This window comes from Micromonospora sp. NPDC049204 (assembly GCF_040647935.1).
Lineage (GTDB): Bacteria > Actinomycetota > Actinomycetes > Mycobacteriales > Micromonosporaceae > Micromonospora.
In genome coordinates this window covers 232,816-255,833 of the sequence record NZ_JBEZDC010000003.1, presented here as the reverse complement: position 1 = coordinate 255,833, position 23,018 = coordinate 232,816, and the positions used below count along the sequence as shown (strand labels likewise).

The following is a 23,018-nucleotide window of genomic DNA, read 5'->3' as shown; positions in this document are numbered from 1 at the left end:
AGGTGACGCCCAACGCGACGGCCGGGAGGGGGCGGATGGCACCGACGGGACACGACGGCCGTGACGGCTACCTCGCCTTCGTGGAGAACCACCAACACCGGCTGCTGCGTGCGGCCTACCTGATCTGCGGCAACCAGCATCAGGCCGAGGATCTGCTCCAGGACGCCCTGCTCAAGCTCGCGCTGCGCTGGGCGTCGGTCCAGAACGGCGACCCCTCCGCCTACGTGCGCGCCATCCTCTACCGGGATGCCGTCTCCTGGTGGCGTCGACGACGGCGGGAATGGCTGAGCGCCACACCACCGGACCGGGTGACCCACGACCGGGACGGCGCCCTACGGCTGACCATGCACGACGCACTGAGCCTGCTGCCGCCCCGGCAGCGGGCCGTCCTGGTGTTGCGCTACTACGAGGATCTGACCGAGGTCGCCACCGCCGAAGCACTCGGGGTGACCGTCGGCACCGTGAAGAGCCAGTGTCATGCGGCGCTGCGCCGCCTCCGCGAGGTCGCCCCGGACCTCGCCCGGGACGCCCGGCCACGGCAGGGCACGGCCGATCTGGCCGCCGGCTTGGAGGTGAACCCGTGAACGAACAGGACCTGCGGCGGCTGCTGACCATCACTGTCGAGGACGTTCTGCCCAGCCAACCGGCAACGGCCGGTTGGGACCGGGCTCGGCGCAGGCGACGGACCCGACGGGCCGTCGGCATTGTCGCCCTGGCCGTGACACTTGTCGGCGGCGGCGTGGTGGCGGCCCTGCGACCGCCCGATCCACCACCGAATCTCACGGTGGCGCCAACCCCGACCGCCGTCCCCACGCACGGCGATCCCGTGCAGCACCCACCCGCCGAGCTGACCTTCGCACCCGATCCACTCGCCCGGCTCGGCGGCCCGGCGACCGTGGCGCTCTCCGAGCGACCGGTCCAGCGGGCGCTGGCACTGTTCCAGCCGACGGACGAGGAAAATCGCGCGGACGGTCCGGTGCGGGTGCTCGGCAACGACGGCGTGGTACGCAGCCTCGACGTGGTGACGCTGCAACCCACCCGGGATGCGGGCTACAACGAGGCACCCGCCGTGAAGCCGGGAGTGCTGTCGCCGGACGGCAAGTCGGCGGCGTTCGCGCAGACCAAGGAACTGGTCATCGTCGACCTCACCACCGCGCAGGTACGCCGGATCCCCCTCGACGGCTATCTGGAGCTGGTTGTCTGGGCGAACGACCGGGTGCTGGTCGGCGGCGAGGACCGGACGTACGCGGTGGACCGGGCCACCGGGGCGGCGAGCAGGATCGACGTGTCGACCTGGGTCCTGGCCGCGCCCGACCCGGAGGCGGGTCGGGAGGCGCCGCTGGTCGAGCTGATCGGCGAACGAGATGGCTTGGAACTGCGTACCCGGACCGCCCGCGAGGCGACGATCCGTTCCGAACAGCCGATCACCACCGACGGACTGCCCTCGCCGTATCAGATCAACGAGTTCTACGGCCGGGGCTGGCTGCACGGCGGGCGGCTGGCCAGCGCGGCATGGATCACCAGCGGTGAGATCGACGGCGCCGAGGGGACGGCGGTGCTGGACGCGCGGACCGGTGCCGTGTCCCACCTGCTCGACCTGGGCCGGGAGCGCAGTAAGGGCTGCTGCGAGGTGCTGGGCTGGGACAACAAGGGTGCGGTGCTGCTCCGGCTGGAACCGGCCGCGCTGGCCCGCTGGAACCCGGAGACCGGTGAGGTCACCGGCATCATCCGCGATCTGCGTGGCGTGATCGCAGTCGCTGGTTGAACGACCGTCCCCGCGCGACAGGGCATCGCGCGGGGACGGTCCACACCGATACCGGCCGGTCAGGCGGCCAGGCCACCGGGCTGGTCGCCCTTGACGACGGGTGCCCGGACCAGGTTGCCCCACTCGGTCCACGAGCCGTCGTAGTTGCGTACCTGCGGGTAGCCCAACAGGTGCCGCAGCACGAACCAGGTGTGGCTGGACCGCTCGCCGATCCGGCAGTACGCGATCACGTCGTCGTCGGGGCTCAGCCCGAGCTGGTCGGCGTAGATCGCCTTCAGCTCGTCGGCCGACTTGAACGTGCCGTCCTCGTTGGCGGCCGACTTCCACGGCTTGCTGACCGCGCCCGGGATGTGGCCGCCCCGCAGCGCGCCCTCCTGCGGGTAGTCCGGCATGTGCAGCGTCTCGCCCGTGTACTCACCCGGCGACCGGACATCGACAAGCGGCCGGCCGGCGGCGATGTGCGCCATGACCTGCTCACGGTAGGCCCGCAGCGGCGCGTCGTCGCGCAGCGGCACCGGGTAGTCGGCGCGGGGACGGGCCGGCTTGTCGCGGGTCACCTCGCGCCCCTCGGCGATCCACTTCTGCCGGCCGCCGTCGAGCAGCCGCACGTCGGCGTGGCCGAAGAGCGAGAACACCCAGAGGGCGTACGCGGCCCACCAGTTGAAGTTGTCGCCGTAGAAGACGACCGTGTCACCCCGGCCGATGCCCTTCGCGGCGCACAACTCGGCGAAGCGCTCGGCATCCAGATAGTCGCGGGTCACCTGGTCGTTCAACTCCAGGTGCCAGTCGACCTTGACAGCACCGGGAATGTGACCCGATTCGTAGAGCAGTACGTCCTCGTCGGACTCGACAACCACGAGGCCCTCGTCGCCCAGGTGCTCGGCCAGCCACTCGGTGGTGACCAGCCGTTGCGGATCTGCGTACGACTGAAGGCGGGGATCAGGATCGTTCGGCACAGACATGATCCCCAAACTACGCCGTAACCCGGGCCGGTGAACGGCCATCGGGGTGCGACGGAGCGCACGTGACGGGCCTCAGGCGCGGCGGTGGGCGATCCGGCCGGCGACCACGGTCACCAGGCAGACACCGTCGGCGGCATGGACCGCGAGATCGGCGCGCTCACCCGGACGCAGCGTGGGCGGCACCGCGGCGGGCAGCGCGAGCAGGTCGCCCCGGTCGACGGCGACCCGCAGCGCCGGGTCGGCCAGGTGCTCTGCCAGCACCGCTGTCACCCCGGTCCGCAGCAACGCGTGCACCCGCTCGCGTGGGGTGGGCGCTGCCGGCAGCGGGGCGTCGTGCAGCAGGCCCGGCCCCAGGGTGCCGGGCCACCGGCGGACCCGGACATCCGCGTACGCCGCGCGCAGGTCGGCCAGCGGTCCGACGGCCTCGATGCGGTCCCCGCTCACCAGCACGGCGTGATCGGGTTGCGACGCACCATCGGCGGTACGTCGCAGCAGTGGAGCGGTGTGCAGCGTGCGCACGGTCAGTCGACGATCGGCCCGAGCAGCGGGCGCTTCGCCGTCACGGTGTCGCCGGACGACCGGCCGGTCAGCCGTCGCTTCACCCAGGGTGCGAGGTGCCGACCGGCCCACCGCACGTCGGCGGCACGGGCCGCCAACCACGGCGACGGCGCCGGGTGCGGCGGGACCATCAGCCACTCCTCGTCGCAACCGACCCCGAGCGCGTTCAACACCTGCCCCGCGACCCGCCGGTGACCTGCCGGGGAGAGGTGCAGCCGATCGGTGCTCCACAGCATCGGGTTGAGGAACACGTCGTCGGCGTACAGGTCGACCATGATCGCGCCGTGCCGCTCGGCGGTCTCACCGACGGCCTGGTTGAGCAACTGCACCCGGGGGGCGACGAGGCGCTGGCCGGGCAGTCGGGCCATCACGTCGGCGAACCGGAAGAGCAGCACGTCCGCGCCGCCCGAACGCAGTTGCCGGACCACCTCGTCGAAGCGGGACACCAGCGTGTCCGGATCGAAGGTACGGCGCAGCACGTCGTTGCCGCCGGCCGCGAAACTGATCAGGTCCGGCTTCATCGCCACGGCCGACGGCACCTGCTCGGCTACCACGCTGGGGAAGAGCCGACCCCGGATGGCCAGGTTCGCGTACCGGAAGTCGGGTCCCGCCTCGGCGGCGAGTCGGGTCGCCACCAGGTCTGCCCAGCCCCGGAAGGTGCCGTCCGGGTACGCGTCATCCATGCCTTCGGTGAAACTGTCCCCGACCGCGACAAAACTGCGCCAGCGCACCCGCGCCCCCTCACACCGCTCGTTGCCTGCGGCGACCAGTCTGTCACCGCGGGCGCGGCGGGTAGTGCCCCGATCGGGCGACGTGGCGGAGGTCATTGGCGGGCCGGATCGTCCGGCGCAGTCGCGGGTTGGGCCTCCGGCCGGTCGACCCCGCCCTGATGAGCGCGTTGATGATCTGCATGTCCCGCAGGCTCGCCGGCTCGGCCTGCTCGGCGAACTTGATGCCCTTCCAGACGTCGCGCTGATCGCCGATGGTTGCCGCCCTGGGCGCCAACTTCGACAGTGACGCCCCCCGTCGGGCCGAATTGGATCGTCGGGCCGGGCGCACACGCTCTAGGCTGCGCGAATGCTGCTACGCATGTCGACCCTGTTGCTCCGGACCCTGCGCGAGGACCCGGCCGACGCGGAGGTGCCGAGCCACCGGCTTCTCCTGCGCGCCGGTTACATCCGCCGCGCCGCGCCGGGCGGCTACACCTGGCTGCCGCTGGGCAAGCTGGTGCTGGACCGGATCACCGACGTGGTGCGTGGCGAGTTGTTCGCGATCGGCGACCAGGAGGTGCACTTCCCGGCGCTGCTGCCCGCCGAGCCGTACCGGACCAGCGGGCGGTGGACGGAGTACGGCGACGACATCTTCACCCTCGCCGACCGGCGCGGCGCCGAGCACCTGTTGGCACCCACCCACGAGGAGATGGCGGCGCTGCTGGTCAAGGACCTGGTCACCTCGTACCGGGACTTCCCGCTGACGCTGTTCCAGGTGCAGACGAAGTTCCGCGACGAGGCCCGACCCCGGGCCGGACTGCTGCGCGGCCGGGAGTTCCTGATGAAGGACGCGTACTCCTTCGACCTGGACGACGCGGGGCTGCGGGACGCGTACGCCCGGCATCGCGCGGCGTACCGGCGGATCTTCGACCGGTTGGGCCTGGACTACACGGTGGTGCACGCGATGTCCGGGGCGATGGGTGGTTCCGCGTCGGAGGAGTTCCTGGCGGCGACACCGGTCGGCGAGGACACCTTCGTCGGCTGCACCGCCTGCGACTACGCGGCCAACACCGAGGCGGTGGTCACCCGGGCGCCGGCCGCCGGTGACCCGACCACGCAGCCGGCCGTCGAGGTGCACGACACCCCGGACACCCCGACGATCGCCGGTCTGGTGGAGCTGGCGAACGCCCGCCGGTTGGGCGGTCGGGACGGCTGGACCGCCGCCGACACCCTGAAGAACGTGGTGCTGTCCGTTCGGCAGCCGGGTGCCGACCGGGCCGAGCCGCTGGTGATCGGGCTGCCCGGGGACCGGGAGGTCGACCTGAAGCGGGTCAGCGCCGCACTGGCGCCGGCCCAGGTGGCTGTCTTCGACGAGTGGACCGAGCATCCCGAGCTGGTCCGCGGGTACCTCGGGCCGCAGGTGCTCGACAAGCTGGGCATCCGCTACCTGACCGATCCCCGGGTGGTGCCCGGCTCGGCGTGGCTGACCGGGGCGAACGAGCCGGGCCGGCACGCGACCGACGTGGTCTGCGGGCGGGACTTCACGCCCGACGGGACGATCGAGGCGGCCGAGGTGCGCGCCGGGGACAGCTGCTCGGCCTGCGCCGACGGCGAGCTGACGATCCGGCGGGGCATCGAGATCGGCCACATCTTCCAGCTCGGTCGCCGCTACACCGACGCGTTCGCGGTCGACGTGCTCGGACCGGACGGTAAGCCGGTCCGGCCGACCATGGGCTGCTACGGCATCGGAGTGTCCCGGGCGGTCGCGGCGATCGCCGAGCAGCACCACGACGACCGGGGTCTGGTCTGGCCGGCGGCGATCGCGCCGTGCGACGTACACCTGGTGGTTGCGGGCAAGGGGCCGCAGCTCGACGCGGCGCTGGAGTTGGGCGGACGTCTCGCCGCCGCCGGCCTGCGGGTGCTTGTCGACGACCGCACGCACGTCTCGGCCGGGGTCAAGTTCACCGACGCGGAGCTGATCGGCATCCCCCGGGCCGTCGTGGTCGGCCGCCGACTCAACGAGGGGTACGTCGAGCTGCGCGTACGGGCCGGCGACGGGCGCGCCGAGGTGCCACTTGACGGTCTGGTGGCCCGACTCGTGCACGAGGTACGTCAGGAACGTGGAAACCTGGTGTAGCTACCGCGTCACCGGGTAGATCAGTTCGATCGGGTGTATTCGTCTTCGGAGGCTCTCATGACCGGTTACCGGGTCAGTGACGTGATGACCAAGCAAGTCGTGTACCTGCCGGCGGAGACCACCCTGGACGAGGCGGCCAGGGTGATGAAGGAGGCGGACATCGGTGACGTGGTGGTCACCGACGGCGCCAGCCTCGCCGGCATGCTCACCGACCGGGACATCGTGGTGCGGGCCGTGGCGGAGAACAGCTCGCCCGCGGCCACCACCATCGGCTCGATCGTCACCCGCGAGGTGGTCATGATCGAGCAGCACTGCACGGCGGGCGAGGCGGCGGCGCTCATGCGGGACCGGGGCATCCGCCGGGTGCTGGTCTGTGACAGCGATCGCAAGCTGGTCGGGATCGTCTCGCTCGGCGACCTGGCCATGCAGCTCGACCCCACGAGCGCGCTCAGCGAGATCAGCGAGCAGTCTCCGACGGTGTGACGAACGGGTCGGGGGCTCGGTATGCGCCGCCGACCTGTTCGCGAATGGCCGGCGGTAGCCTCGACGCATGGCTGACATGCCGGCCCGACTGGCCGAGATCGTCGACGAGTTCGCTGCCGCGCCGCGCGACCTGGTGCTGGAGATGCTCCTGGAGTACGCGGACGTCATCCCGGTGCTGCCGGAGGGCACCGTCGAACGCGAGGGCATGGAGCAGGTGCCCGAGTGTCAGACGTCGTTCTTCCTGCGCGCCAAGGTGACCCCGCACGGCACCGTGACGACGATCTTCGACTGCCCGCCGGAGGCGCCGACCACCCGGGCGTTCGCCGGGATCCTCGCCGAGGGGTTGGCCCTGGCCAGCCCGGAGGAGGTGCTGGCCGTGCCGGACGACCTCTACCAGCGGATGGGCCTGGCGCAGGCGATCAGCCCGCTGCGGATCCGCGGTGGCACGGCGATCCTGGGCCGGCTCAAGCGTCAGGTGCGGGAACAACTCGCCTGACCGCGAGGTTGCCACCGATCATGGAGATCGAGATCTACGCGGACGTCATCTGCCCGTGGTGCTACATCGGCAAGCGCCGCCTGGACGAGGCTCTCGCCAGCTACCCGGGCGAGGTGACGGTCCGCTACCGGCCGTTCCAGCTCGACCCGTCGCCGGTCGCCGAGCCGCTCCCGCTGGTGCAGGCGCTGGCCGGCAAGTTCGGCGGGCCGGAGCGCGCCCAGCAGATGGTCGCGCACGTGACCCAGGTCGCGGCCGCGGACGGGCTTCGGCTGGACTACGACCGCGCGGTGATCGCGAACACCTTCGACGCGCACCGGCTGGTCTCCTACGCCACCGACCACGGTCGGGCGGCCGAGATGGTGGAGGCGCTCTACCAGGCGCACTTCAACAACGGGCTCGACGTGGGCTCGCGGGAGGCGCTGGCCACCCTGGCCGGCACGATCGGCCTGGACGCGGCCGACGCACGCCGCTTCCTCGACTCCGACGAGCGCGTCACCGAGGTCGCGGCCGAATTGGCCACCGCCCGGGACCTCGGCATCACCAGCGTGCCGACCTTCGTCCTGGCCGGGAAGTACGCGGTCAGCGGCGCACAGGAGGTGCAGACCCTGCTCGCCGCGCTCAGCGAGGTCGAGCAGCGCGAGGCAGCGGAAGGCGAGCAGCGCGAGGCAGCGGAAGGCGAGCAGCGCGAGGCCGCGGCACGCTGAGCCACCCGGGCACCCGGCATCGATGATCACGATGTTTCACGTGCAACAACATCGATGCCGGTGTCTGTTCAGGCTGGCCTGGCCAGCCCTTCCACGACCTGCGCGCCCGGCAGTGCGCCCAACGCCGGCCCCGGCAGCGCGATCTTGCTGTGCCGTACGCCGGATCCGATGATCACGTGCGGAGTGGCGATGACCCGTGCGTCCACCAGGATCGGCCACTGCGCCGGCAGCCCGATCGGGGTGATGCCGCCGTACTCCATCCCGGTCAACTCGACCGCGTCGGCCATCGGGGCGAAGCTCGCCTTGCGGACGTCGAGCGCCCGACGGGCCACCCCGTTCACGTCGGCCCTGGTGGTGGCCAGGACGATGCAGGCCGCGTAGCGGACCACACCCTCACGCTTGCCCGCCACCACGACACAGTTGGCCGACACGTCCAGTCCCACCTCGTACGCCGCACAGAACGCGGCGGTGTCGGCGAGTTCGGCGTCGATCGGCGCGACCAGCACGTCGTTGACGTCCACCGGCGCCTCGGCGGGCCACTGCGCGATGGCCTCCGCCACCGGCGGGGCGAGCAGGTCCAGGCGGGCGCGGGCGGGTTCGGTCTTCAGCGTTCCCATCACGGGTGCGATCCTCGCATCCGCCACGCTGAACCGCCCGACGGCTCCCGGTCCGTTTCGGGACGCCACCGGCCCGGGCCGAACCGATCCGGTGCTCAACTGCCGGCGAGGAACGCGTTGTCGCGCAGGAACGACTGGTCCCTGGCGGCCGCCAACTCCTCCTCACGCCGGGCCCTGGCCCGTTGCAACTCCAGGTCCTCCAATGCGTGCCGGACTCCCAGCCGGATCACGCCGTAGAGGAAGACGAAACCGAAGACGTAGAGGATCACCGTGGTGACGACAGCGAACATGGCGTCACCGTAAAACGAACATGAACCGTTGTTGCTCTCATTTCCGCCCCGTTCCCCCGTACGTGTCGGCGAGGTGGTCGGCCCAGGTACGAGCACCCCGGGGCAGTGCCTCAGTGACCAGGCCACCGGCGCGCAACTCGCGACCGAGCCGGCCGGGGATCCGTACCGGCAGCAGCGGTCGACGCGAGCCTCGGGCCTCCCGCCACGCCCGGGCCGCCTCGTCGAAGCGCAGCACCTGCGGTCCGCCGTACTCCTCGACGGCGCCCAGCGGGCCGGCGACCAGCCGAGCCGCCAGCCGGGCCGCCACCTCACCCGGGTCGACCGGCTGGGCGAGCACCGCCCGGTCCCCGATCACCGGCCCCAGCCGCGCGCTGGAGGCGAGCAGGTCGTCCAGGAACTGCGGGAACTGGGTGGCCCGCAGCACCGACCACGGCACCGGACCCGCCGCGACCACCTCCTCGGCGGCGAGCTTGTGCCGGTAGTACGGGATCGGCACCCGGTCCACGCCGACGATCGAGACGTAGACGAGGTGTCCCACCCCCGCCGCGCCAGCGGCCACCACCAGTCGGCGGGTGCCCAACACGTCCACCTGATAGGTCTGCCCGCCCTTCGGTGCGGACGCCAGGTGCAGCACCGCGTCCATCCCGGACAGCGCCTCGGGCAGCCCGCGGCCCGTCGCGAGGTCCGCCACCACCCACTCGGCCTCGGACCTGGCGTGCGGGCGTCGGCTGGTGGCCCGGACACCCACCCCGGCACTGTGCAGTCGGGCCAGCACCGCACGTCCCAGGCGACCGCCCGCTCCGGTGACCAGAACCCTCATCTCGTCCTCCTCCTCTCCTGCTGGGGACCACGGCACGCCGTCGGCGCACGCGGGGTGGACGAGACGACATGGCGGTTCGTTACCGGCTCTGCCCCGGCTCACGCCGAGCGGATCAGGTCCAGCACGGTCAGCAGTGCGAAGAACGAGATCACGATCTCGTTGACGATCCAGGCATGACCCTCGGCCCACTCCCGCATCTCGCCCGCCATCCTCCTGGCCCAACCGGGCCGGCCGCGACCGAATCCCCGGATCACCCGCCCGGCCGGGCGGTACCGCCCACCACGACGCGGCCGGCCAACAGGGCCCCGAGCAGTGCCAGGCCCGCCGTCACCGCCAGAGTCGCCGCGTAACTGGCCGGGCCGGGCGCGCTCCCCGCAGCCAGCACGGCACCTGTCAACGCGAGCACCGTCGCCGCGAAGAGGGAGTCGCCCAGTTGCAGGGAGGAACTGTTGCGGCCCTGTTCGCCGGGGGCGGACAGCTCCAGGGTGAGCACCGACAACGACGGGTAGAGCAGCCCCATGCCGAGGCCGGCCGCCGCCCACCCGAGCACGGCGACAGCCACCGGCAACTCCGGCCAGACGGCCAGCGCCACCGTGACCGTGCCGACCGTGATGCAGCTCAACCCGGCGCGCGGCAGGCTGGCCCGCGACGCCGGCACCGGGATCCGGCCCTGCAACCAGGAGCCGGCCGACCAGGCCAGCGCGCCGACCGTGAGGACCAGCCCGGCGGCGGTGGGCGAGAGGCCCCGCTCCCGGGAGAGCATCAACGGGATGACCACCTCGGCGCCGACGAAGGCCGCCGACGCCAGCCCGCGCAGGCCCACCACCGTGGGAAGCCCCCGGGCCGCCCGCAGGAACCCGGCCGGCAGCAGGCGCGGGGCACAGACCAGCAGGCCGACCACGGCAAGCGCGATGAGCGTCAGGGCGGGAACGCCACGCTGCTGCCCCCCGATGTGCAACAGAGCGGCGCTCACCGCGGCCCCGCACGCCCAACCAATCCGTGCCGCCGCGCCGGCCGGTAGCCGGGTAACCGCGCTCCGCCCCAGCGACCGCAGGCCGGGATGGATCAACAACACCGCCGGCACCGCCACCGCCGGCACCGCGAGGAAGACCCACCGCCAGTCCAGGTACTCCACGATCAGGCCGGCCACCGCCGGCCCCACCAGCGACGGTACGACCCACGCCGCCGCGAACGCCGCGAAGATCCGCCGGTGCAGTTCCGGCGGGTACGCCTGCCCGACGATCACGTAGAGCGCCACCGAGAGCAGCCCGGAGCCGAATCCCTGCACCACCCGCCCGACGACCAGCACACTCATCACGGGGGCGGTCCCGGCGATCAGCAACCCGACCACGAACCAGGTGACCCCGTGCCACATCGGACCTCGGGGGCCTCTGGCGTCACACCAGATGCCGGAGACCACCATGGCCAGCACGCCCGTGGCGAACGGGCCACCGAACGCGATCCCGTACAGCGCCACCCCGTCGAGGCTGCGGGCGACGGTCGGCATCGCCGTACCGACCGCCAGCGCCTCGAACGCGAGCAACGAGATCAAGGCGACGCTGCCCACCGTCATCGCGCGCAACCGGGGTGCGAACAACCCCGGTACGGCCGGTGCGTCGGTGGCGACTGTGCTCGGCATGACCCGAGCATGCGACTTCAACCTGGATTCAGGTCAATCGCCGGTGACCCGGCTCTCCTCAGGCGTCCTGAAGCGCCTGCCCGACCCCGCGCACCACTCCCGACAGATGCTGGTCCGCCAGCAGGTGGCCGGCCGTGATCACCAGGGCGATCGGCCACTCGATGACCTGGAGTGCGGCGAGCACACCGAGCCCCGCGTAGTAGGCGACCTTGTCCGGTGGCGGCACCGCCACGTCACCCAGCATCGGTAAGGCCACCTGCCGGTTGTACATCCGGACGTTCTCCCCCGAGCCGTTCAGATGTCGCGTCAGCGTGCTCATGTCGGCCTCCCCATGTCCGGTGATGGTCGTCGGGTTCCACGGCCCACCCCGTCCATGCACCGGCGGCCACGCAAAATTCCGCCGCTCAGGGGGCATAACGGATGGCAGGTCGGGAAGCCAGGCCGCCGGACGTGAGTGCGGTGGGAGGACGAAATGGCCAAGGTCAGGACCAGCAGCAACAGGGAGTCGGACCGGCGTCCGTCCAGCCGTACGCCTCGATGACGGCGGCGGGTCGCGCAGCCGGCCGCATCCTGCCGTCCTTCGGCATGCCGCACCTGGTCGGCGAGGCGTCCCGGACTGTCGGTTCGGCGGCGACCCGGCTGGCCCGGACGGCCGGGCTGACGCGGCGGCGGGTCTGGTCCCGGCCGGGCCGACACCACATCGAGGTGCACGGTGTCTGCCAGGACGGCGGAAACCGGCTGGCCCGTCAGGTGGAGGGCGCGCTGGAACGTCTGCCCGGCGTCGCCTGGGCTCGGGTCAACGCCCCGTCCGGGCGGGTGGTGGTTGCCGTCGAGACCCCCGAGCCGGCGTTGCGCGACCTGATCGCCACGATCAGCCGGGTCGAGCGGACCTGTGACCACGAACCCGACCCGGAGATCCCACCACCGCATCCGCCGGAGGAGGGGCCGCGCACCCCCCGTACCCTCGGCGCGCTCGCCTCCGACGCCCTGGGCCTGACCATCTCGGCGGCCACCCGGATCCTGCCGTTCGCGCCGCTGCCCGGTGAGGTGGCCGGCGTGCTCGCCGCGGTCGATCTACAGCCGAAGCTGCACGAGTTCATCGGCAAACGGCTGCGCTCCGACCCCCGCGCCGACATCCTCTTTCCGCTGGCCGAAGCGGTGGTGCAGGGCCTGACCGGCCGTTGGACCGGGATCGTCCTGGACGGTGCCCAGCGGGTGGTGCAGTGGGGCGAGGCGCGGGCGCAACTCGCCGCCTGGGAACGGGCCGAACCGCATCTGACCGGCGAGGCGGATCGAGCCACCGCCCGCTGGCCGGTCGTCGAGCGTCCCCGGCCGAAGCCGGACGGGCCGGTCGAGCGGTACGTCAACCGCATGCTCGGCGCGGGTGCGGCGGCCGGTGCGGCGGCGATGCCGTTCGCCGGGCCGAAACGGGCCATCGCGGTGGGCTTGTCGACGCTGCCGAAGGCGCCCGGCAGCGGACGCGAAGGGTACGCCGCGCAACTTGGCTGGATGCTGGCCCGGCGCGGAGTGATCGCGATGGACCGCAGCGTGCTGCGGGAGTTGGACCGGATCGACACGCTCGTGCTGGACGCCGCCGTGCTCGGCTCGGACCGGGGTGTCCTCGCCGATCTGGCGCCGGCGCCGGGCGCGGACGTCGACCAGGTGGCGGAGCAGGCCTTCGCGCTGTTCAACCCGGACGATCCGGCTGCTTCCCGCACGGCGGACGGCTGGCGGCTCGGACCGCTGGATCAGCTGCCCGGCACCGACCCGGTTGACATCCCGGACGGCGACCGGCTGCGCTCCGCCGGTGGCCAACTGCTCGGTCTCGTCCACGGCGACCGGCTCGCCGCGCTCCTGCGGGTCGAGCCGGAACCCGCGCCCGGCGTCGACGGCCTCCCGGCCGCCGCGCGGCAGGCTGGCCTGCGGCTGGTGGTGGCCGGCGGCGACGAGCAGCGGTACGGCTTCGCCGACGCGATGCTGCCCGGCGGCGACCAGCTGACCGAGTCGGTACGCGCGTTGCAGCGCGACGGCGCGGTGGTGATGCTGGTCTCGGCGGACCGCAGGGCGCTCGGCGCGTCCGACTGCGGTCTGGGGCTCGCCGCGCCGGAGGAACTGCCGCCGTGGGGCGCACACCTGCTGGTGGGCGCCGACCTGCGGGTGGTGGCCCTCGTGGTCGAGGCGACCGGGGTGGCCCGCCGTACGGCCCAGCAGAACATCCGACTGGCCATGGCGGGCACCGGTCTCGGAGCACTGGGCGCGTTCACCGCTCCGCCGACCCAACTGCCGCACAAGGCGCTCGTCGCGGTCAACGGCGCGGCCGGGTTGGCCTTCGCGAACGGGGTCTGGCAGGCCCGCCGGCTACGCGACCAGTCGGACACCCCGGCACCGGTGGCGACCGCCTGGCACCTGATGCCGGTCCGAACCGTGCTGGACCACCTGCACACCACGCCGGACGGTCTGGCCAGCGCGGAAGCGCAGCGCCGGCACCACGACGGTGGCGGGAACGGCGATGCCGGACCGGGACGCGGCGGTCTGCTGCGCGCCTTCGTGGACGAGTTGTCCAACCCGCTGACCCCGGTCCTGGCCGCCGGGGCGGTGCTGTCCGCGTCGTTCGGTTCGCTTGTCGACGCCGCGCTCGTGGGCAGCGTGGTCGGCGGATCCGCACTGATCGGCGCGGTGCACGAACGCAACACCGAACGGTCACTCGCGGAACTGCTGTCCCGTTCCGCGGTGACCGGGCGGGTCCGCCGGGACGGTGGCGAGCAGGTTCTCGCCGCCGAGGACCTGGTCCTCGGTGACGTCATCGCCCTGGAGCCGGGTGACTCGGTGCCCGCCGACTGCCGCGTCCTCGAATCGGTGGGCCTGGAGGCGGACGAGTCGTCACTGACCGGTGAGTCACTGCCGGTCGCCAAGTCCAACCGGCCGGTGGTGGCCGCCGCCATCGCCGATCGACACTCGATGCTCTACGAGGGCACCACCGTCGCCGCCGGGCACGGCACTGCCGTGGTGGTCGCGACCGGGTCGGACACCGAAGCCGGCCGCAGCCTGGCGCTCGTCCGGCAGGCCCCACCGACAAGTGGGGTGGAGGCCCGCCTCGGTTCGTTGACCAGCGCCGCCATCCCGTTGGCCGCTGGTTCGGCGGTGGCGGTGGCCGGCGCGGGCCTGCTTCGGGGCGTACCCCTGGCCGAGACGGCGGCGACCGCGGCGAACCTCGCCGTGGCGTCGGTGCCGGAGGGGTTGCCGTTCCTGGTCAGCGCGGCGCAGTTGGCCGCCGCCCGGCGGTTGGCCGAGCACGGCGCGTTGGTCCGCAACCCGCGCACCATCGAGGCGCTGGGTCGGGTGGATGTGCTCTGCTTCGACAAAACCGGCACCCTCACCGAGGGCCAGTTGCTGCTCGCCGGGGTCGGCGACGGCGTGGGCGACCGGTACGCCCCGGTGGACCGGCTCGACGACCGGCTCCAGTTGACGCTGGCCGCCGCGCTGCGCGCCACCCCCGCCGCGGCCAACCCGGAGGAGTTGGCGTTGCAGACCGACCGGGCGGTGCGGCGGGGCGCGGGCGTGGCCGGGGTGGTGGAGCAGACCGGCGCGGCTGGTTGGCGGGCTGCCGGCGGGCTGCCGTTCGAACCGTCCCGTGGCTATCACGCGAGCGTCGGGGAGACCGACGGCCGCCTGTTGTTGAGTGTCAAGGGCGCTCCGGAGACGGTGCTGCCGCGTTGTTCGGCCCGGCGCACCGACGGCAGTCAGGAGCCGCTCGACGACGCCGGGCGCGCGGAGCTGGAGCGGATGCTCGCCGATCGGGCCGGAGCGGGAAACCGGATCCTCGCCGTCGCCGAGTGCCAGGTGGACGACCCGAAGGTGACCGACAACGACGTCCGAGGGCTGACCTTCGTGGGTTTCCTGGCCCTCGCCGACGGGGTCCGGGAGAGCGCCGCCCCGGCGGTGCGCCGCATCCGGCAGGCCGGTGTGCACACCATCATGATCACCGGTGATCACCCCGCCACCGCCGAGGCGATCGCCGCCACCATCAGCGAGCACGACGAACAGCGGGTGGTCACCGCCGGCGAACTGGACCAACTGGACGACGACGCGCTCGCCGAGCGGTTGGCCAACACCGATGTGGTGGCCCGCTGCACCCCGGCGCACAAGGTGCGGATCATCCAGGCGTTGCAGAAGTGCGGGCGGACCGTCGCGATGACCGGTGACGGCGCCAACGACGCCCCGGCGATCCGGCTGGCCGACGTCGGCATCGCCCTCGGCCAGCGGGGCACCCCGGCCGCCCGCGCCGCAGCCGACCTGGTGGTCACCGACGACCGGCTGGAGACCATCATCGCCACCCTGATCGAGGGGCGGGCGATGTGGTCGTCGGTGCGGCACGCGCTCAGCATCCTGGTCGGTGGCAACCTCGGCGAGATCGCGTTCAGTGTGCTGACCGCCGCGGCCACCGGCCGCTCCGCGCTCACCGGACGACAACTGCTGCTGGTCAACCTGCTCACCGACCTGGCGCCGGCGCTGGCCATCGCGGTCCGGCCACCCGCGTCGGACCGCACCGACGCGCTGCTCCGCGAGGGTCCGGACACGGCGCTCGGTGAGAGCCTCACCAGGGAGATCGGCCTCCGGGCGGCAGCGACCACGCTGGGCGCGACCGCGGGTTGGACGTTGGCCCGATACACCGGACGCCGTCAGCGGGCCGGGACGGTCGCCCTGGTCAGCCTGGTCGGCACCCAACTCGGGCAGACCATCCTGGCCGGCGGCACCAGCCCCGCCGTGCTGGCGTCCACGGCGGCATCACTGGGCGTGCTCGTCGTGGTGGTGCAGACGCCGGGGGTGAGCCAGTTCTTCGGCTGCACCCCACTCGGACCGGTGGGCTGGACCATCGGGGCCGGCTCGGCGCTCGGCGCGACCTTCGCCAACGGCGCGCTCACCAGGCTGATGGAACACGTGCCCCAGGCCCGGCCGAACACCGCGCCCACGGACAGCTGAGCCGCATGCCCACCGCCCACCGGGGTACCGGAGCCGGAGGAGGTGGGCACTATGGTGGAGCAACCCCAGGTGACGTTCATCGGTACCGCGACGACGGTGCTGCGGATCGGCGGGTTCACCCTGCTGACCGACCCGAACTTCCTGCATCGGGGTCAGCGGGCGTACCTGGGCAAGGGTTTGTGGTCGCGCCGACGCACGGACCCGGCGCTGCGGATCGCCCAGCTCCCGGAGCTGGACGCGGTGGTCCTCTCCCACCTGCACGGCGACCACTTCGACCGGGTGGCCCGCCGCGAACTGGACCGTGACCTGCCCATCGTCACCACGCCAGCGGCCGAACGCCGCCTGCGTCGCTGGGGCTTCCAGGCCGCCCAGGGCCTGCCGACCTGGTCGTCCCGGGAACTGCACCGCGACGGTACGACACTGCGCCTGACCTCGATGCCCGGCCAACACGGCCCGGGTGCCCTGGACCTGCTGATGCCCGACGTCATGGGCACGATGATCGACGTGGAACGCGCCGGTGCTCGAGAGTTCCGGCTGTACGTCACCGGCGACACCCTCAACCGGCCGCTGCTCACCGCCATCCCCGAGCGCTACCCGGACATCGACGCCATGCTCATCCACCTCGGCGGCACGAGGGTCGCCGGGGTGCTGCTCACCATGGATGCCAGCCAGGGTGCCGACCTGACGGAACTGGTCCGCCCGAAGCTGACCGTGCCGATCCACTACGACGACTACCCGGTGTTCCGGTCCCCGCTCGCGCACTTCGTCGACGAGGCCCGCCGCCGGGGCTGGGTGAAGCAGGTACGCACCATCGCCCGCGGCGAGACCGCATCCCTCACCCCGCCCGACTGACCACCGATTCGCGCAGACCCCCGACACGGCGATCGCCGCCCACCCGGGGCGGCGATCGAGGACGGATGCGACGGTCAGCCGCGCTCGGAGATGGCCTCGATGAGGTCACCCACGGGCCGCTCCGGCAGGGAACGGGCCACGTCGGCGACGGCGACGATGCCGACCAGCTCATGCCCGTCGATCACTGGCAGCCGGCGTACCTTGTGCTGGCCCATGGTGCGCAGGATCTCGGCCGCGTCGTCGTCCGCGCCGATGGTCACCGCCTCGCCCTGGGCCAGCTCGCCCACCGTGACGTTGGCCGGATCGCGGCCTTCCGCAAGCACCTTCACCACGATGTCACGGTCGGTCAGCATGCCCTTCAGCCGGTTGTCCTCGCCGCAGATCGGCAGGGCGCCGACCCCCAGCTCTGCCATCTGCTTCGCGGCCGACTTCAGGTCGTCCTGCTCGCGGACACAGGTCACGTCGTTCGTCATGATCTCGCGTGCCGTAGGCATTGGTAAGACACCTCACTTCCGGGGGGTTGTTGCCGTTTCTCCTACCCCGGTCGGCCACGGCCATGCCGCCCGCCTTCACCTCACCGCGCCCGAGTCGTCACCCCGCGTCCGGGCGAAGGGGTCCCGGGACGGGCCCTGCTCGGCCCAGCAGAGGCCCCCGCGAAACTCCACTCCCGGAATGCCGTCGACCAGCTGGCTGATGTCCACGATGCTCGACACGGAGGTCGCCAGGTCCGATCGGAGCTTTTTGACCGCCGTCTCCAGGTCTCCTCTGTGGACCAGTCGATGTCCGCCGCACGCCGGTCGGCGACCGCGTGACCGGTGACCGCCGCCGGGTCGGTGACGAGCACCGACTGTTCATCCATGCACGGATCATGACAAAGGGCGGCGTCCCTTGACCGGGCACCGTCGGTGGTGTCACCCCCGACTGTCGGCGCGACCGAGCATCGCCTCCGTCTCGGGATCGGGCATGAGCTCCCGGACCTCCTGCGCGCAGCGGCAGGCAGCGGCAATCTTGGCAGCCCACGCCAATCCCTCCTCGCGGGTGGCCACGTCGACGACGACGAAACCGCCGATGACCTCCCTGGTCTCCGGGTAAGGGCCGTCGGTGACCGTCCCGTCGGGGGTCACGATGCTCGCCTGCTGCCTTTCGAGGCCGATGCCGTACACCCACGCGCCGGCGTTCACGGCCTCCTGGACCACCGCGTGCGCGGCCTTGCCCACGTCGGGCATCTCCTCAGCGGGGATGTGGTCCATCGCGCCGTCGTTGAACGAGATCAGGTATCGCGCCATCCTCGTGACTCCTTGTCCCGGCGGCCACCTTCGGCCACCTCTCGTCTCCTCTACGAACGACTCGTTCCGGATTCGACGCCCCACCGGAAAGATTTCGCCGGATCCTCGTCGGCCAGCGGCGACCCGTGGACGGCCGCCAACCTTCCGGCCGGCCCAGGGTGCCGGGTGCGAACTACCCTGACCGCCATGACGACCATCGAGCAGCTTGAACGGGACGTGCGGCCGGACCTCGGCCCGGACGCCACGTCTCTGACGAGACGGTGCACGGAGCTGCGACGCACGCCGTTGACCGAGTTCACGGTCGAAGACCTGCGCATCATGCTCGGGCAAGAGATTGGCGTACCCGCACTGCTGCCTCTCGCGATACAGGTCCTGCTCCGCGATCCGTTGGCCGAGGGAGATTATTACCCAGGTGACCTGCTCGCCAACGTGCTGCGGCTACCCGACACGGCCTGGTCGGACCTGCGACCGGAGCGGAAGCGGCTGGAGTCTGTTCTGACTGAGCTCATTGCCGGTACCCCGTCGTCCGCCCCTGACCATGAGCCTCGCGACCTGGACCGGCCTCTTCGCGACGCGATCGTACGGTTCCTTGGTCGATGAGAGCGGATCTCAGCGTCGGCCTGTCGTCAGGCGGTCCAGCCCCAGAGGAGGGTCGCCGGCGCGACGACGACGGGACATCGCTCGGGTTCGGCAGTTGGTATCGACGCTGGCTGACAGCGGCCGAAGGCCAGGTGTCACGCGGCGTCCGCGCTTAGCACGCTGACCCGCTAGCTCGACCCTCCCAACCCGCTCCTGGTCGTGTTGGGGGCAGTTAACGAAGTGGAGCAGGAAGGGGGACATCTCCCTTGAGCGCCTTCTCGGCCAGCTCCATACGAGCCGGGTGGAGGACGTTGTCCTGTAGAGGGTTCCTGGGCGCGCTGATACAGCGCTGACCTGGGGAGACGCCGCAGACGGGGCACTGGAGAAAGAGCCCACTTGAGGGCACTAGCTCAACACCTTGAGAAAGCGCGGCCCTGCCGATCTTGACGATCGACTCGTACAACTGTGGATCGCGATGCCGGGCGGCAGCACTGGCTACTTCCCGCATCCCTTCCCAGAACCGTTCGGCAGCCCTCGGCTCGTTCACGTCGATGCGCACCACTGTGCCTCCCCGCCGTCGGACCTCAGGAACCTTGGCATGACCCCGGCTTGTTGAAGGGCAACAGACCTCAAACCTCAGCCCCCGCCCGGACTACCCGCGATGCCCACCCGTATGCAACCGACCGCCCTTCGGGAGGCGGGCCACCGGCCCGCTTCGTCGTCAAGCGAACTTCGATGCCTCCGGGTGACCGGCGACGAGTCGAGGGTGAGGGTTGGCGGCGCGTTTTGCCCGTCGCGGGCCGCCTTGAAGACGTACGGACCCCTTGGTCGACATCACCTCCGGCGACCTGTCCGGTCTCGTGACCTGCGTGACCGATCGGTGTCAGGACCTGCCTGACGAACCGCCGTATGCTGCTCGGCGAATGTCATGACGCCGGGCGCTGGCTGATGCGCGGCAGCGAAGGGGTCTCGTGAGCTACGACCTTGAGTGGACTGACCTACCCGAACCTGCTGCCACTGCCCGCTCGCGCTTCGAAGCGTGCTCTGAGCTGCGGGACCTGTGCGTGCACGCTCCTCCATGCCTGCACGAGTACGAGACGCTTGCGGCTGCATATCAGTTCCATCTGAACATCGCCGGCATGGGCCTCTGCCGCGACGGTATGCGCCGAACCGGCATGACCTACCACGGAGCCCCGCAGCCCTTCCCCGCCTGGCCGTTCCAGGGCATCGACGACTGGCAGTCTGCTGATCAGAGTCGGCGCGACGCGTACAACGAGGCCGAACGGGCGGCGTCGGCCCAGACGGTCCCTGGAATGCTTGGTATCCCAGAGTTCAAGCTGACGAGCAATGGTCCCTGGCTGGTTGGAGCGAGGGAGATCGACGAAGCGCTCGACTGCTATCAGGCTTCGTCGCCGAGCGTCCGTGCAGAGTTGGATGGGGATGACCTGTGGGCGGCCTGGCTTGACTGGTTGAGAGAGACCGTCAGCCACGGGGGTTTCACCGTACGGTGACGAGGGCTTGGCTGTGCGGATGGCCGTATGACGGGCGCCGATGATCCTCACGATGCTCGAGCTGGTGGCGTGGTACTTCCGATGGTCCTGGTGCAGGATGCAGCGGTGAAGTCGATCTATCGGACTCCTGCGGGCAGGGACAGCATTCGCCAGTGGTGCGAGGAGCAGTTGAGTGCGTGGCCGGTCCGACACGATCGACGCATGATTCGCGCCAAAGGCGAAGACACACACGTATTCACCGCTGGCGGAGGCCCACTGACTGTCGTATTCGTCGCTGGGGACCGCTTCAGCACGGCCGCCTACCTGCCGTTGCTCACAACCTTGGCTCAGCGGTACCGGGTGGTCGCTGCCGACGTTCCGGGCCAGCCTGGATTGAGTTCCGGTGAAGCGGATGCCGCCGGCGGCCGGCTCACCTGGTACGGCTCCTGGCTGGAAGAGGTCATCGAGAAATCCACAAGCGGGCCGGTCGTGGTGTTCGGGCATTCGTTCGGCGGCGCTGTCGCGCTCACGGCAGATCATTCGCGGATTCACGGCAAGGTCGCGGTGGCTCCTGGAGGGCTGTGCCGACTCAGGGTCACTCCCCGTGTCTTGTTGGCGTTCCTGAGCTGGCTGGTACGGCCACGATCTGCTTCGAGCCTTCGTCTGCTGCGAATCCTGTCTGCTACCGGCCGAGCGCCCCGCGCAGACCTGGTGGAGTGGATGACGTTGGTCGCCCGACACACCCGTCCGGTGAGTTCCGATGATCTCGTCCCGCCGGTAACGCGCACGGTGCCGGTCGTGATCGCTAGCGGAGACCAGGACGTGTTCTTGCCGCCGAACCGATTGCGATCAGGGGCACAACAGCGGCTCCATGTTGACCCTGACATTATTTTCAGCGCCGGCCACTTGGTCACCGATGAGCATCCCGATCAGCTCGCCGCCATGGTCGGCCGACTGGTCAACTAAGGCTCAAGCACCTCGCGCGCAGGGCACGTGGCGGTAGGCGTTGACAGTGCGGTGGTCGACACCTCGTCGGATCGACGGGAGCGGAAACGGAAGTACGTCGACCAAGAGCGAGCGGAAGCGGTCCACAGCGGGACAAGCTGCGGCACGCCTTCGCCTCGCTCCTACTCGATCAGGGCGAGGAGTTGCCCTCAGCCATCGATCGCGCGCCGGGCGAGGAGGGGACGACAGGACCGCGTGGCTGCCCTCAGGACCGAGATCAACCGGGGGAAGTGCTGGTGGAGCCCAGGGGACTCGAACCCCTAACCCCTGCCTTGCAAAGGCAGTGCTCTGCCAGTTGAGCTAGGGCCCCGTGGCCGACCGCTTGTCGCCGCCTCAGAGGTCAGCGCAGGTCGGGTGCGGTGGTCGCCTCGTGCCAGAGGGCACGCTCGTCGCTCGAGGCCTTGATCTTGTTGTACACGACGGCGGCCACGCCGACGACGCCAGCCAGAATCAGCAGCTTCTTGAACATTGGGGCGACCCCTCGTGCTCGACTAACGTCGGACGACCGTGCGGTGGGGCTAGATGGAATCGAACCATCGACCTCAGAGTTATCAGCTCTGCGCTCTAACCGACTGAGCTATAGCCCCGCGTTGCGACGAGCAAGATTAACCCATCCGCTGCGCCGGCCCCAAATCGGGGTCCGCACCCACGAGCCGGGCCGTCGTCGCCTGCCAAAACCTACCCGAGTACGGGACGCCGGAGCGACCGCGTTTCGCGGTGCCCCGGCGTCCCGGTCGCTCAGTCCCGCTCGGCGAGCGTCAGCTCGATCCCGCCGACCAGGTCGGCGCAGACGTTGTAGACGAACGCTCCCAGCGTGGCCAGCGCGGTGAACAGCACCACGTTGACCAGACCGATCAGCGCCGAGCTGAGGATCACGCCCTTGGCGGTGATCTGGAAGCCGCTGGTGCTCTGCCCACCGCCGGCGTTGACCAGGTCGCTCAGGCTCTCGTTGACGCTCTTGAACACACCCATCGCGTCCAGCGCGAGGTAGAGCACCGAGGTGGCGACCACCACGACGATGAAGAGCACCACCGAGACGGCGAACGCGAACTTCATCACCGACCACGGGTCGATCCGCTTCAGGTTCAGCCGAGCCCGGCGGGGTCCTCGGGACGCAGCCGAGCTGACCGACGTACGTGCCGCGCGTACCGCGTCACCGACACGGGCGGCCCCGACGGCCGACGCGTTGCCGATGCCCGGCGGCAGGCCACCGCCGCTGACCGGGCGGCCGCCAGCGGAGGTACGCGCACCGTCCGACGGCGGCTGGGTCATGCCGGGTGTGATCCGCGGCTGGGTGCCGGTGGCCCCGGTCGACGCGGCCTGGCCGGGCCGGACGTTGATCGGCTGGGTGGTCGCCGGTCGGGCCGAGGGTGTCGCCGAACCCGAGGGTGTGGCGGCAGACGTCGGCGCCTCGGCTCCGGACGCCTCGGTCTTGTCACCCTTGCCAGCGTCATCGCTGGTCGGCTCAGGCGGGGGTGTCATGCCCGGGGCCCTGGTGAATTTCGGGGCAGGCGCGTCGGCGGGGACCGTCGCCCGGCCTACGGCCGCGCGGCCGGTCGCTGGTGTGCCGCCCTTGGCGGCCTCCTCGTCGACCGGGTTGGCCGAGGTCCCCGTGTTCCCCGACTTCGCCTGTGTCTCCGTCATT

At 71.2% G+C, this 23,018-nt stretch carries 23 protein-coding genes, 2 tRNA genes and 1 pseudogene; 11 read left to right on the top strand and 15 right to left on the bottom strand.

Annotation, left to right across the window (positions count from 1 at the left end):
- The first annotated feature begins 35 nt into the window (after positions 1-35).
- Both AB0A90_RS07275 and AB0A90_RS07270 read left to right on the top strand, forming a co-directional pair.
- On the top strand, positions 36-584 hold the full coding sequence (locus AB0A90_RS07275) for a SigE family RNA polymerase sigma factor (RefSeq protein WP_357243083.1): 549 nt from the start codon (positions 36-38) through the stop codon (positions 582-584).
- Positions 581-1,765 (top strand): hypothetical protein, encoded by a 1,185-nt coding sequence (locus AB0A90_RS07270; protein WP_357243080.1) that lies wholly within the window; start codon positions 581-583, stop codon positions 1,763-1,765. Before AB0A90_RS07275 ends, AB0A90_RS07270 begins: the two co-directional genes overlap by 4 nt.
- Positions 1,766-1,824: 59 nt before the next feature.
- Here AB0A90_RS07270 and AB0A90_RS07265 read toward each other — a convergent pair whose 3' ends face one another.
- From AB0A90_RS07265 to AB0A90_RS07250, 4 genes are all read right to left on the bottom strand, one after another.
- Positions 1,825-2,727, bottom strand: a complete 903-nt coding sequence (locus AB0A90_RS07265) for a sulfurtransferase (protein ID WP_357243077.1) — start codon at positions 2,725-2,727, stop codon at positions 1,825-1,827.
- A 72-nt stretch (positions 2,728-2,799) separates the two neighbouring features.
- Entirely contained in the window at positions 2,800-3,246 is a 447-nt protein-coding gene (locus tag AB0A90_RS07260; protein ID WP_357243074.1) for a hypothetical protein, read from the bottom strand.
- 2 nt (positions 3,247-3,248) lie between these two features.
- Positions 3,249-4,016, bottom strand: a complete 768-nt coding sequence (locus AB0A90_RS07255) for an SGNH/GDSL hydrolase family protein (protein WP_357243071.1) — start codon at positions 4,014-4,016, stop codon at positions 3,249-3,251.
- A 43-nt stretch (positions 4,017-4,059) separates the two neighbouring features.
- Positions 4,060-4,290, bottom strand: coding sequence for a hypothetical protein (locus AB0A90_RS07250; RefSeq protein WP_357243068.1), 231 nt, complete (start codon positions 4,288-4,290; stop codon positions 4,060-4,062).
- A gap of 72 nt (positions 4,291-4,362) precedes the next feature.
- Between AB0A90_RS07250 and AB0A90_RS07245 the strand changes: the two genes are divergently transcribed.
- From AB0A90_RS07245 to AB0A90_RS07230, 4 genes are all read left to right on the top strand, one after another.
- Complete coding sequence (locus tag AB0A90_RS07245; RefSeq protein ID WP_357243065.1) at positions 4,363-6,132, top strand: proline--tRNA ligase; 1,770 nt, start codon at positions 4,363-4,365, stop codon at positions 6,130-6,132.
- Positions 6,133-6,189: 57 nt separating this feature from the next.
- Positions 6,190-6,615 carry a CBS domain-containing protein gene (locus AB0A90_RS07240; protein ID WP_030487636.1) on the top strand — a complete coding sequence of 142 codons (426 nt, stop codon included), beginning with the start codon at positions 6,190-6,192 and terminating at the stop codon, positions 6,613-6,615.
- 67 nt (positions 6,616-6,682) lie between these two features.
- On the top strand, positions 6,683-7,111 hold the full coding sequence (locus tag AB0A90_RS07235; protein WP_357243062.1) for a SufE family protein: 429 nt from the start codon (positions 6,683-6,685) through the stop codon (positions 7,109-7,111).
- Positions 7,112-7,131: 20 nt separating this feature from the next.
- Positions 7,132-7,815, top strand: a complete 684-nt coding sequence (locus AB0A90_RS07230; RefSeq protein WP_357243059.1) for a DsbA family oxidoreductase — start codon at positions 7,132-7,134, stop codon at positions 7,813-7,815.
- A 68-nt stretch (positions 7,816-7,883) separates the two neighbouring features.
- On the opposite strand, the gene AB0A90_RS07225 is transcribed toward AB0A90_RS07230, so the two are convergent.
- The 5 genes and pseudogenes from AB0A90_RS07225 to AB0A90_RS07205 form a co-directional block, all read right to left on the bottom strand.
- Positions 7,884-8,432 (bottom strand): YbaK/EbsC family protein, encoded by a 549-nt coding sequence (locus AB0A90_RS07225; RefSeq protein WP_357244069.1) that lies wholly within the window; start codon positions 8,430-8,432, stop codon positions 7,884-7,886.
- A 95-nt stretch (positions 8,433-8,527) separates the two neighbouring features.
- Complete coding sequence (locus tag AB0A90_RS07220; RefSeq protein WP_357243056.1) at positions 8,528-8,722, bottom strand: hypothetical protein; 195 nt, start codon at positions 8,720-8,722, stop codon at positions 8,528-8,530.
- A gap of 37 nt (positions 8,723-8,759) precedes the next feature.
- Positions 8,760-9,542, bottom strand: a complete 783-nt coding sequence (locus AB0A90_RS07215; protein ID WP_357243052.1) for an NAD(P)H-binding protein — start codon at positions 9,540-9,542, stop codon at positions 8,760-8,762.
- Between the two features lie 250 nt (positions 9,543-9,792).
- On the bottom strand, positions 9,793-11,181 hold the full coding sequence (locus tag AB0A90_RS07210; RefSeq protein WP_357243048.1) for an MFS transporter: 1,389 nt from the start codon (positions 11,179-11,181) through the stop codon (positions 9,793-9,795).
- A 58-nt stretch (positions 11,182-11,239) separates the two neighbouring features.
- Positions 11,240-11,556, bottom strand: a pseudogene (locus tag AB0A90_RS07205) (hypothetical protein).
- 162 nt (positions 11,557-11,718) lie between these two features.
- Between AB0A90_RS07205 and AB0A90_RS07200 the strand changes: the two are divergent.
- Positions 11,719-16,161 carry an HAD-IC family P-type ATPase gene (locus tag AB0A90_RS07200; RefSeq protein WP_357244066.1) on the top strand — a complete coding sequence of 1,481 codons (4,443 nt, stop codon included), beginning with the start codon at positions 11,719-11,721 and terminating at the stop codon, positions 16,159-16,161.
- A 51-nt stretch (positions 16,162-16,212) separates the two neighbouring features.
- Positions 16,213-17,013 carry an MBL fold metallo-hydrolase gene (locus tag AB0A90_RS07195; protein WP_357243045.1) on the top strand — a complete coding sequence of 267 codons (801 nt, stop codon included), beginning with the start codon at positions 16,213-16,215 and terminating at the stop codon, positions 17,011-17,013.
- Positions 17,014-17,087: 74 nt separating this feature from the next.
- On the opposite strand, the gene AB0A90_RS07190 is transcribed toward AB0A90_RS07195, so the two are convergent.
- The gene (locus AB0A90_RS07190) at positions 17,088-17,507 is read right to left on the bottom strand and encodes a CBS domain-containing protein (protein WP_357243042.1); all 420 of its coding nucleotides are present in this window, start codon (positions 17,505-17,507) and stop codon (positions 17,088-17,090) included.
- Positions 17,508-17,924: 417 nt separating this feature from the next.
- A complete protein-coding gene (locus tag AB0A90_RS07185; protein ID WP_357243038.1) occupies positions 17,925-18,299 on the bottom strand; it encodes a YciI family protein in 375 nt (124 codons plus the stop codon).
- A gap of 186 nt (positions 18,300-18,485) precedes the next feature.
- Here AB0A90_RS07185 and AB0A90_RS07180 point away from each other — a divergent pair, with 186 nt between their 5' ends.
- The 3 genes from AB0A90_RS07180 (at position 18,486) to AB0A90_RS07170 (ending at position 21,334) form a co-directional block, all read left to right on the top strand.
- Entirely contained in the window at positions 18,486-18,899 is a 414-nt protein-coding gene (locus AB0A90_RS07180) for a contact-dependent growth inhibition system immunity protein (RefSeq protein WP_357243035.1), read from the top strand.
- Positions 18,900-19,849: 950 nt separating this feature from the next.
- Positions 19,850-20,389 carry a hypothetical protein gene (locus AB0A90_RS07175; RefSeq protein ID WP_357243032.1) on the top strand — a complete coding sequence of 180 codons (540 nt, stop codon included), beginning with the start codon at positions 19,850-19,852 and terminating at the stop codon, positions 20,387-20,389.
- 81 nt (positions 20,390-20,470) lie between these two features.
- Entirely contained in the window at positions 20,471-21,334 is an 864-nt protein-coding gene (locus AB0A90_RS07170; protein WP_357243029.1) for an alpha/beta hydrolase, read from the top strand.
- Positions 21,335-21,607: 273 nt separating this feature from the next.
- On the opposite strand, the gene AB0A90_RS07165 is transcribed toward AB0A90_RS07170, so the two are convergent.
- The 4 genes from AB0A90_RS07165 to AB0A90_RS07150 all read right to left on the bottom strand — a co-directional run bounded on the left by AB0A90_RS07165 (position 21,608) and on the right by AB0A90_RS07150 (position 23,017).
- Positions 21,608-21,683: transfer RNA gene (locus AB0A90_RS07165), tRNA-Ala, on the bottom strand.
- Positions 21,684-21,713: 30 nt separating this feature from the next.
- Complete coding sequence (locus tag AB0A90_RS07160) at positions 21,714-21,842, bottom strand: DLW-39 family protein (RefSeq protein ID WP_357243027.1); 129 nt, start codon at positions 21,840-21,842, stop codon at positions 21,714-21,716.
- A 44-nt stretch (positions 21,843-21,886) separates the two neighbouring features.
- Positions 21,887-21,960: transfer RNA gene (locus AB0A90_RS07155), tRNA-Ile, on the bottom strand.
- Between the two features lie 151 nt (positions 21,961-22,111).
- On the bottom strand, positions 22,112-23,017 hold the full coding sequence (locus tag AB0A90_RS07150; RefSeq protein WP_357243024.1) for a DUF3566 domain-containing protein: 906 nt from the start codon (positions 23,015-23,017) through the stop codon (positions 22,112-22,114).
- Position 23,018 lies beyond the last annotated feature (1 nt).

Bases quoted from the DNA above. Each gene is read 5' to 3' on its own strand.
- AB0A90_RS07210 (WP_357243048.1), bottom strand. From the start codon at position 11,181: ATGCCGAGCACAGTCGCCACCGACGCACCGGCCGTACCGGGGTTGTTC.
- AB0A90_RS07230 (WP_357243059.1), top strand. From the start codon at position 7,132: ATGGAGATCGAGATCTACGCGGACGTCATCTGCCCGTGGTGCTACATC.
- AB0A90_RS07190 (WP_357243042.1), bottom strand. From the start codon at position 17,507: ATGCCTACGGCACGCGAGATCATGACGAACGACGTGACCTGTGTCCGC.
- AB0A90_RS07220 (WP_357243056.1), bottom strand. From the start codon at position 8,722: ATGTTCGCTGTCGTCACCACGGTGATCCTCTACGTCTTCGGTTTCGTC.
- AB0A90_RS07215 (WP_357243052.1), bottom strand. From the start codon at position 9,542: ATGAGGGTTCTGGTCACCGGAGCGGGCGGTCGCCTGGGACGTGCGGTG.
- AB0A90_RS07180 (WP_357243035.1), top strand. From the start codon at position 18,486: ATGACGACCATCGAGCAGCTTGAACGGGACGTGCGGCCGGACCTCGGC.
- AB0A90_RS07170 (WP_357243029.1), top strand. From the start codon at position 20,471: ATGGTCCTGGTGCAGGATGCAGCGGTGAAGTCGATCTATCGGACTCCT.
- AB0A90_RS07195 (WP_357243045.1), top strand. From the start codon at position 16,213: ATGGTGGAGCAACCCCAGGTGACGTTCATCGGTACCGCGACGACGGTG.
- AB0A90_RS07240 (WP_030487636.1), top strand. From the start codon at position 6,190: ATGACCGGTTACCGGGTCAGTGACGTGATGACCAAGCAAGTCGTGTAC.
- AB0A90_RS07265 (WP_357243077.1), bottom strand. From the start codon at position 2,727: ATGTCTGTGCCGAACGATCCTGATCCCCGCCTTCAGTCGTACGCAGAT.
- AB0A90_RS07150 (WP_357243024.1), bottom strand. From the start codon at position 23,017: ATGACGGAGACACAGGCGAAGTCGGGGAACACGGGGACCTCGGCCAAC.
- AB0A90_RS07225 (WP_357244069.1), bottom strand. From the start codon at position 8,432: ATGGGAACGCTGAAGACCGAACCCGCCCGCGCCCGCCTGGACCTGCTC.
- AB0A90_RS07185 (WP_357243038.1), bottom strand. From the start codon at position 18,299: ATGGCGCGATACCTGATCTCGTTCAACGACGGCGCGATGGACCACATC.
- AB0A90_RS07235 (WP_357243062.1), top strand. From the start codon at position 6,683: ATGGCTGACATGCCGGCCCGACTGGCCGAGATCGTCGACGAGTTCGCT.
- AB0A90_RS07275 (WP_357243083.1), top strand. From the start codon at position 36: ATGGCACCGACGGGACACGACGGCCGTGACGGCTACCTCGCCTTCGTG.
- AB0A90_RS07245 (WP_357243065.1), top strand. From the start codon at position 4,363: ATGCTGCTACGCATGTCGACCCTGTTGCTCCGGACCCTGCGCGAGGAC.
- AB0A90_RS07160 (WP_357243027.1), bottom strand. From the start codon at position 21,842: ATGTTCAAGAAGCTGCTGATTCTGGCTGGCGTCGTCGGCGTGGCCGCC.
- AB0A90_RS07200 (WP_357244066.1), top strand. From the start codon at position 11,719: ATGACGGCGGCGGGTCGCGCAGCCGGCCGCATCCTGCCGTCCTTCGGC.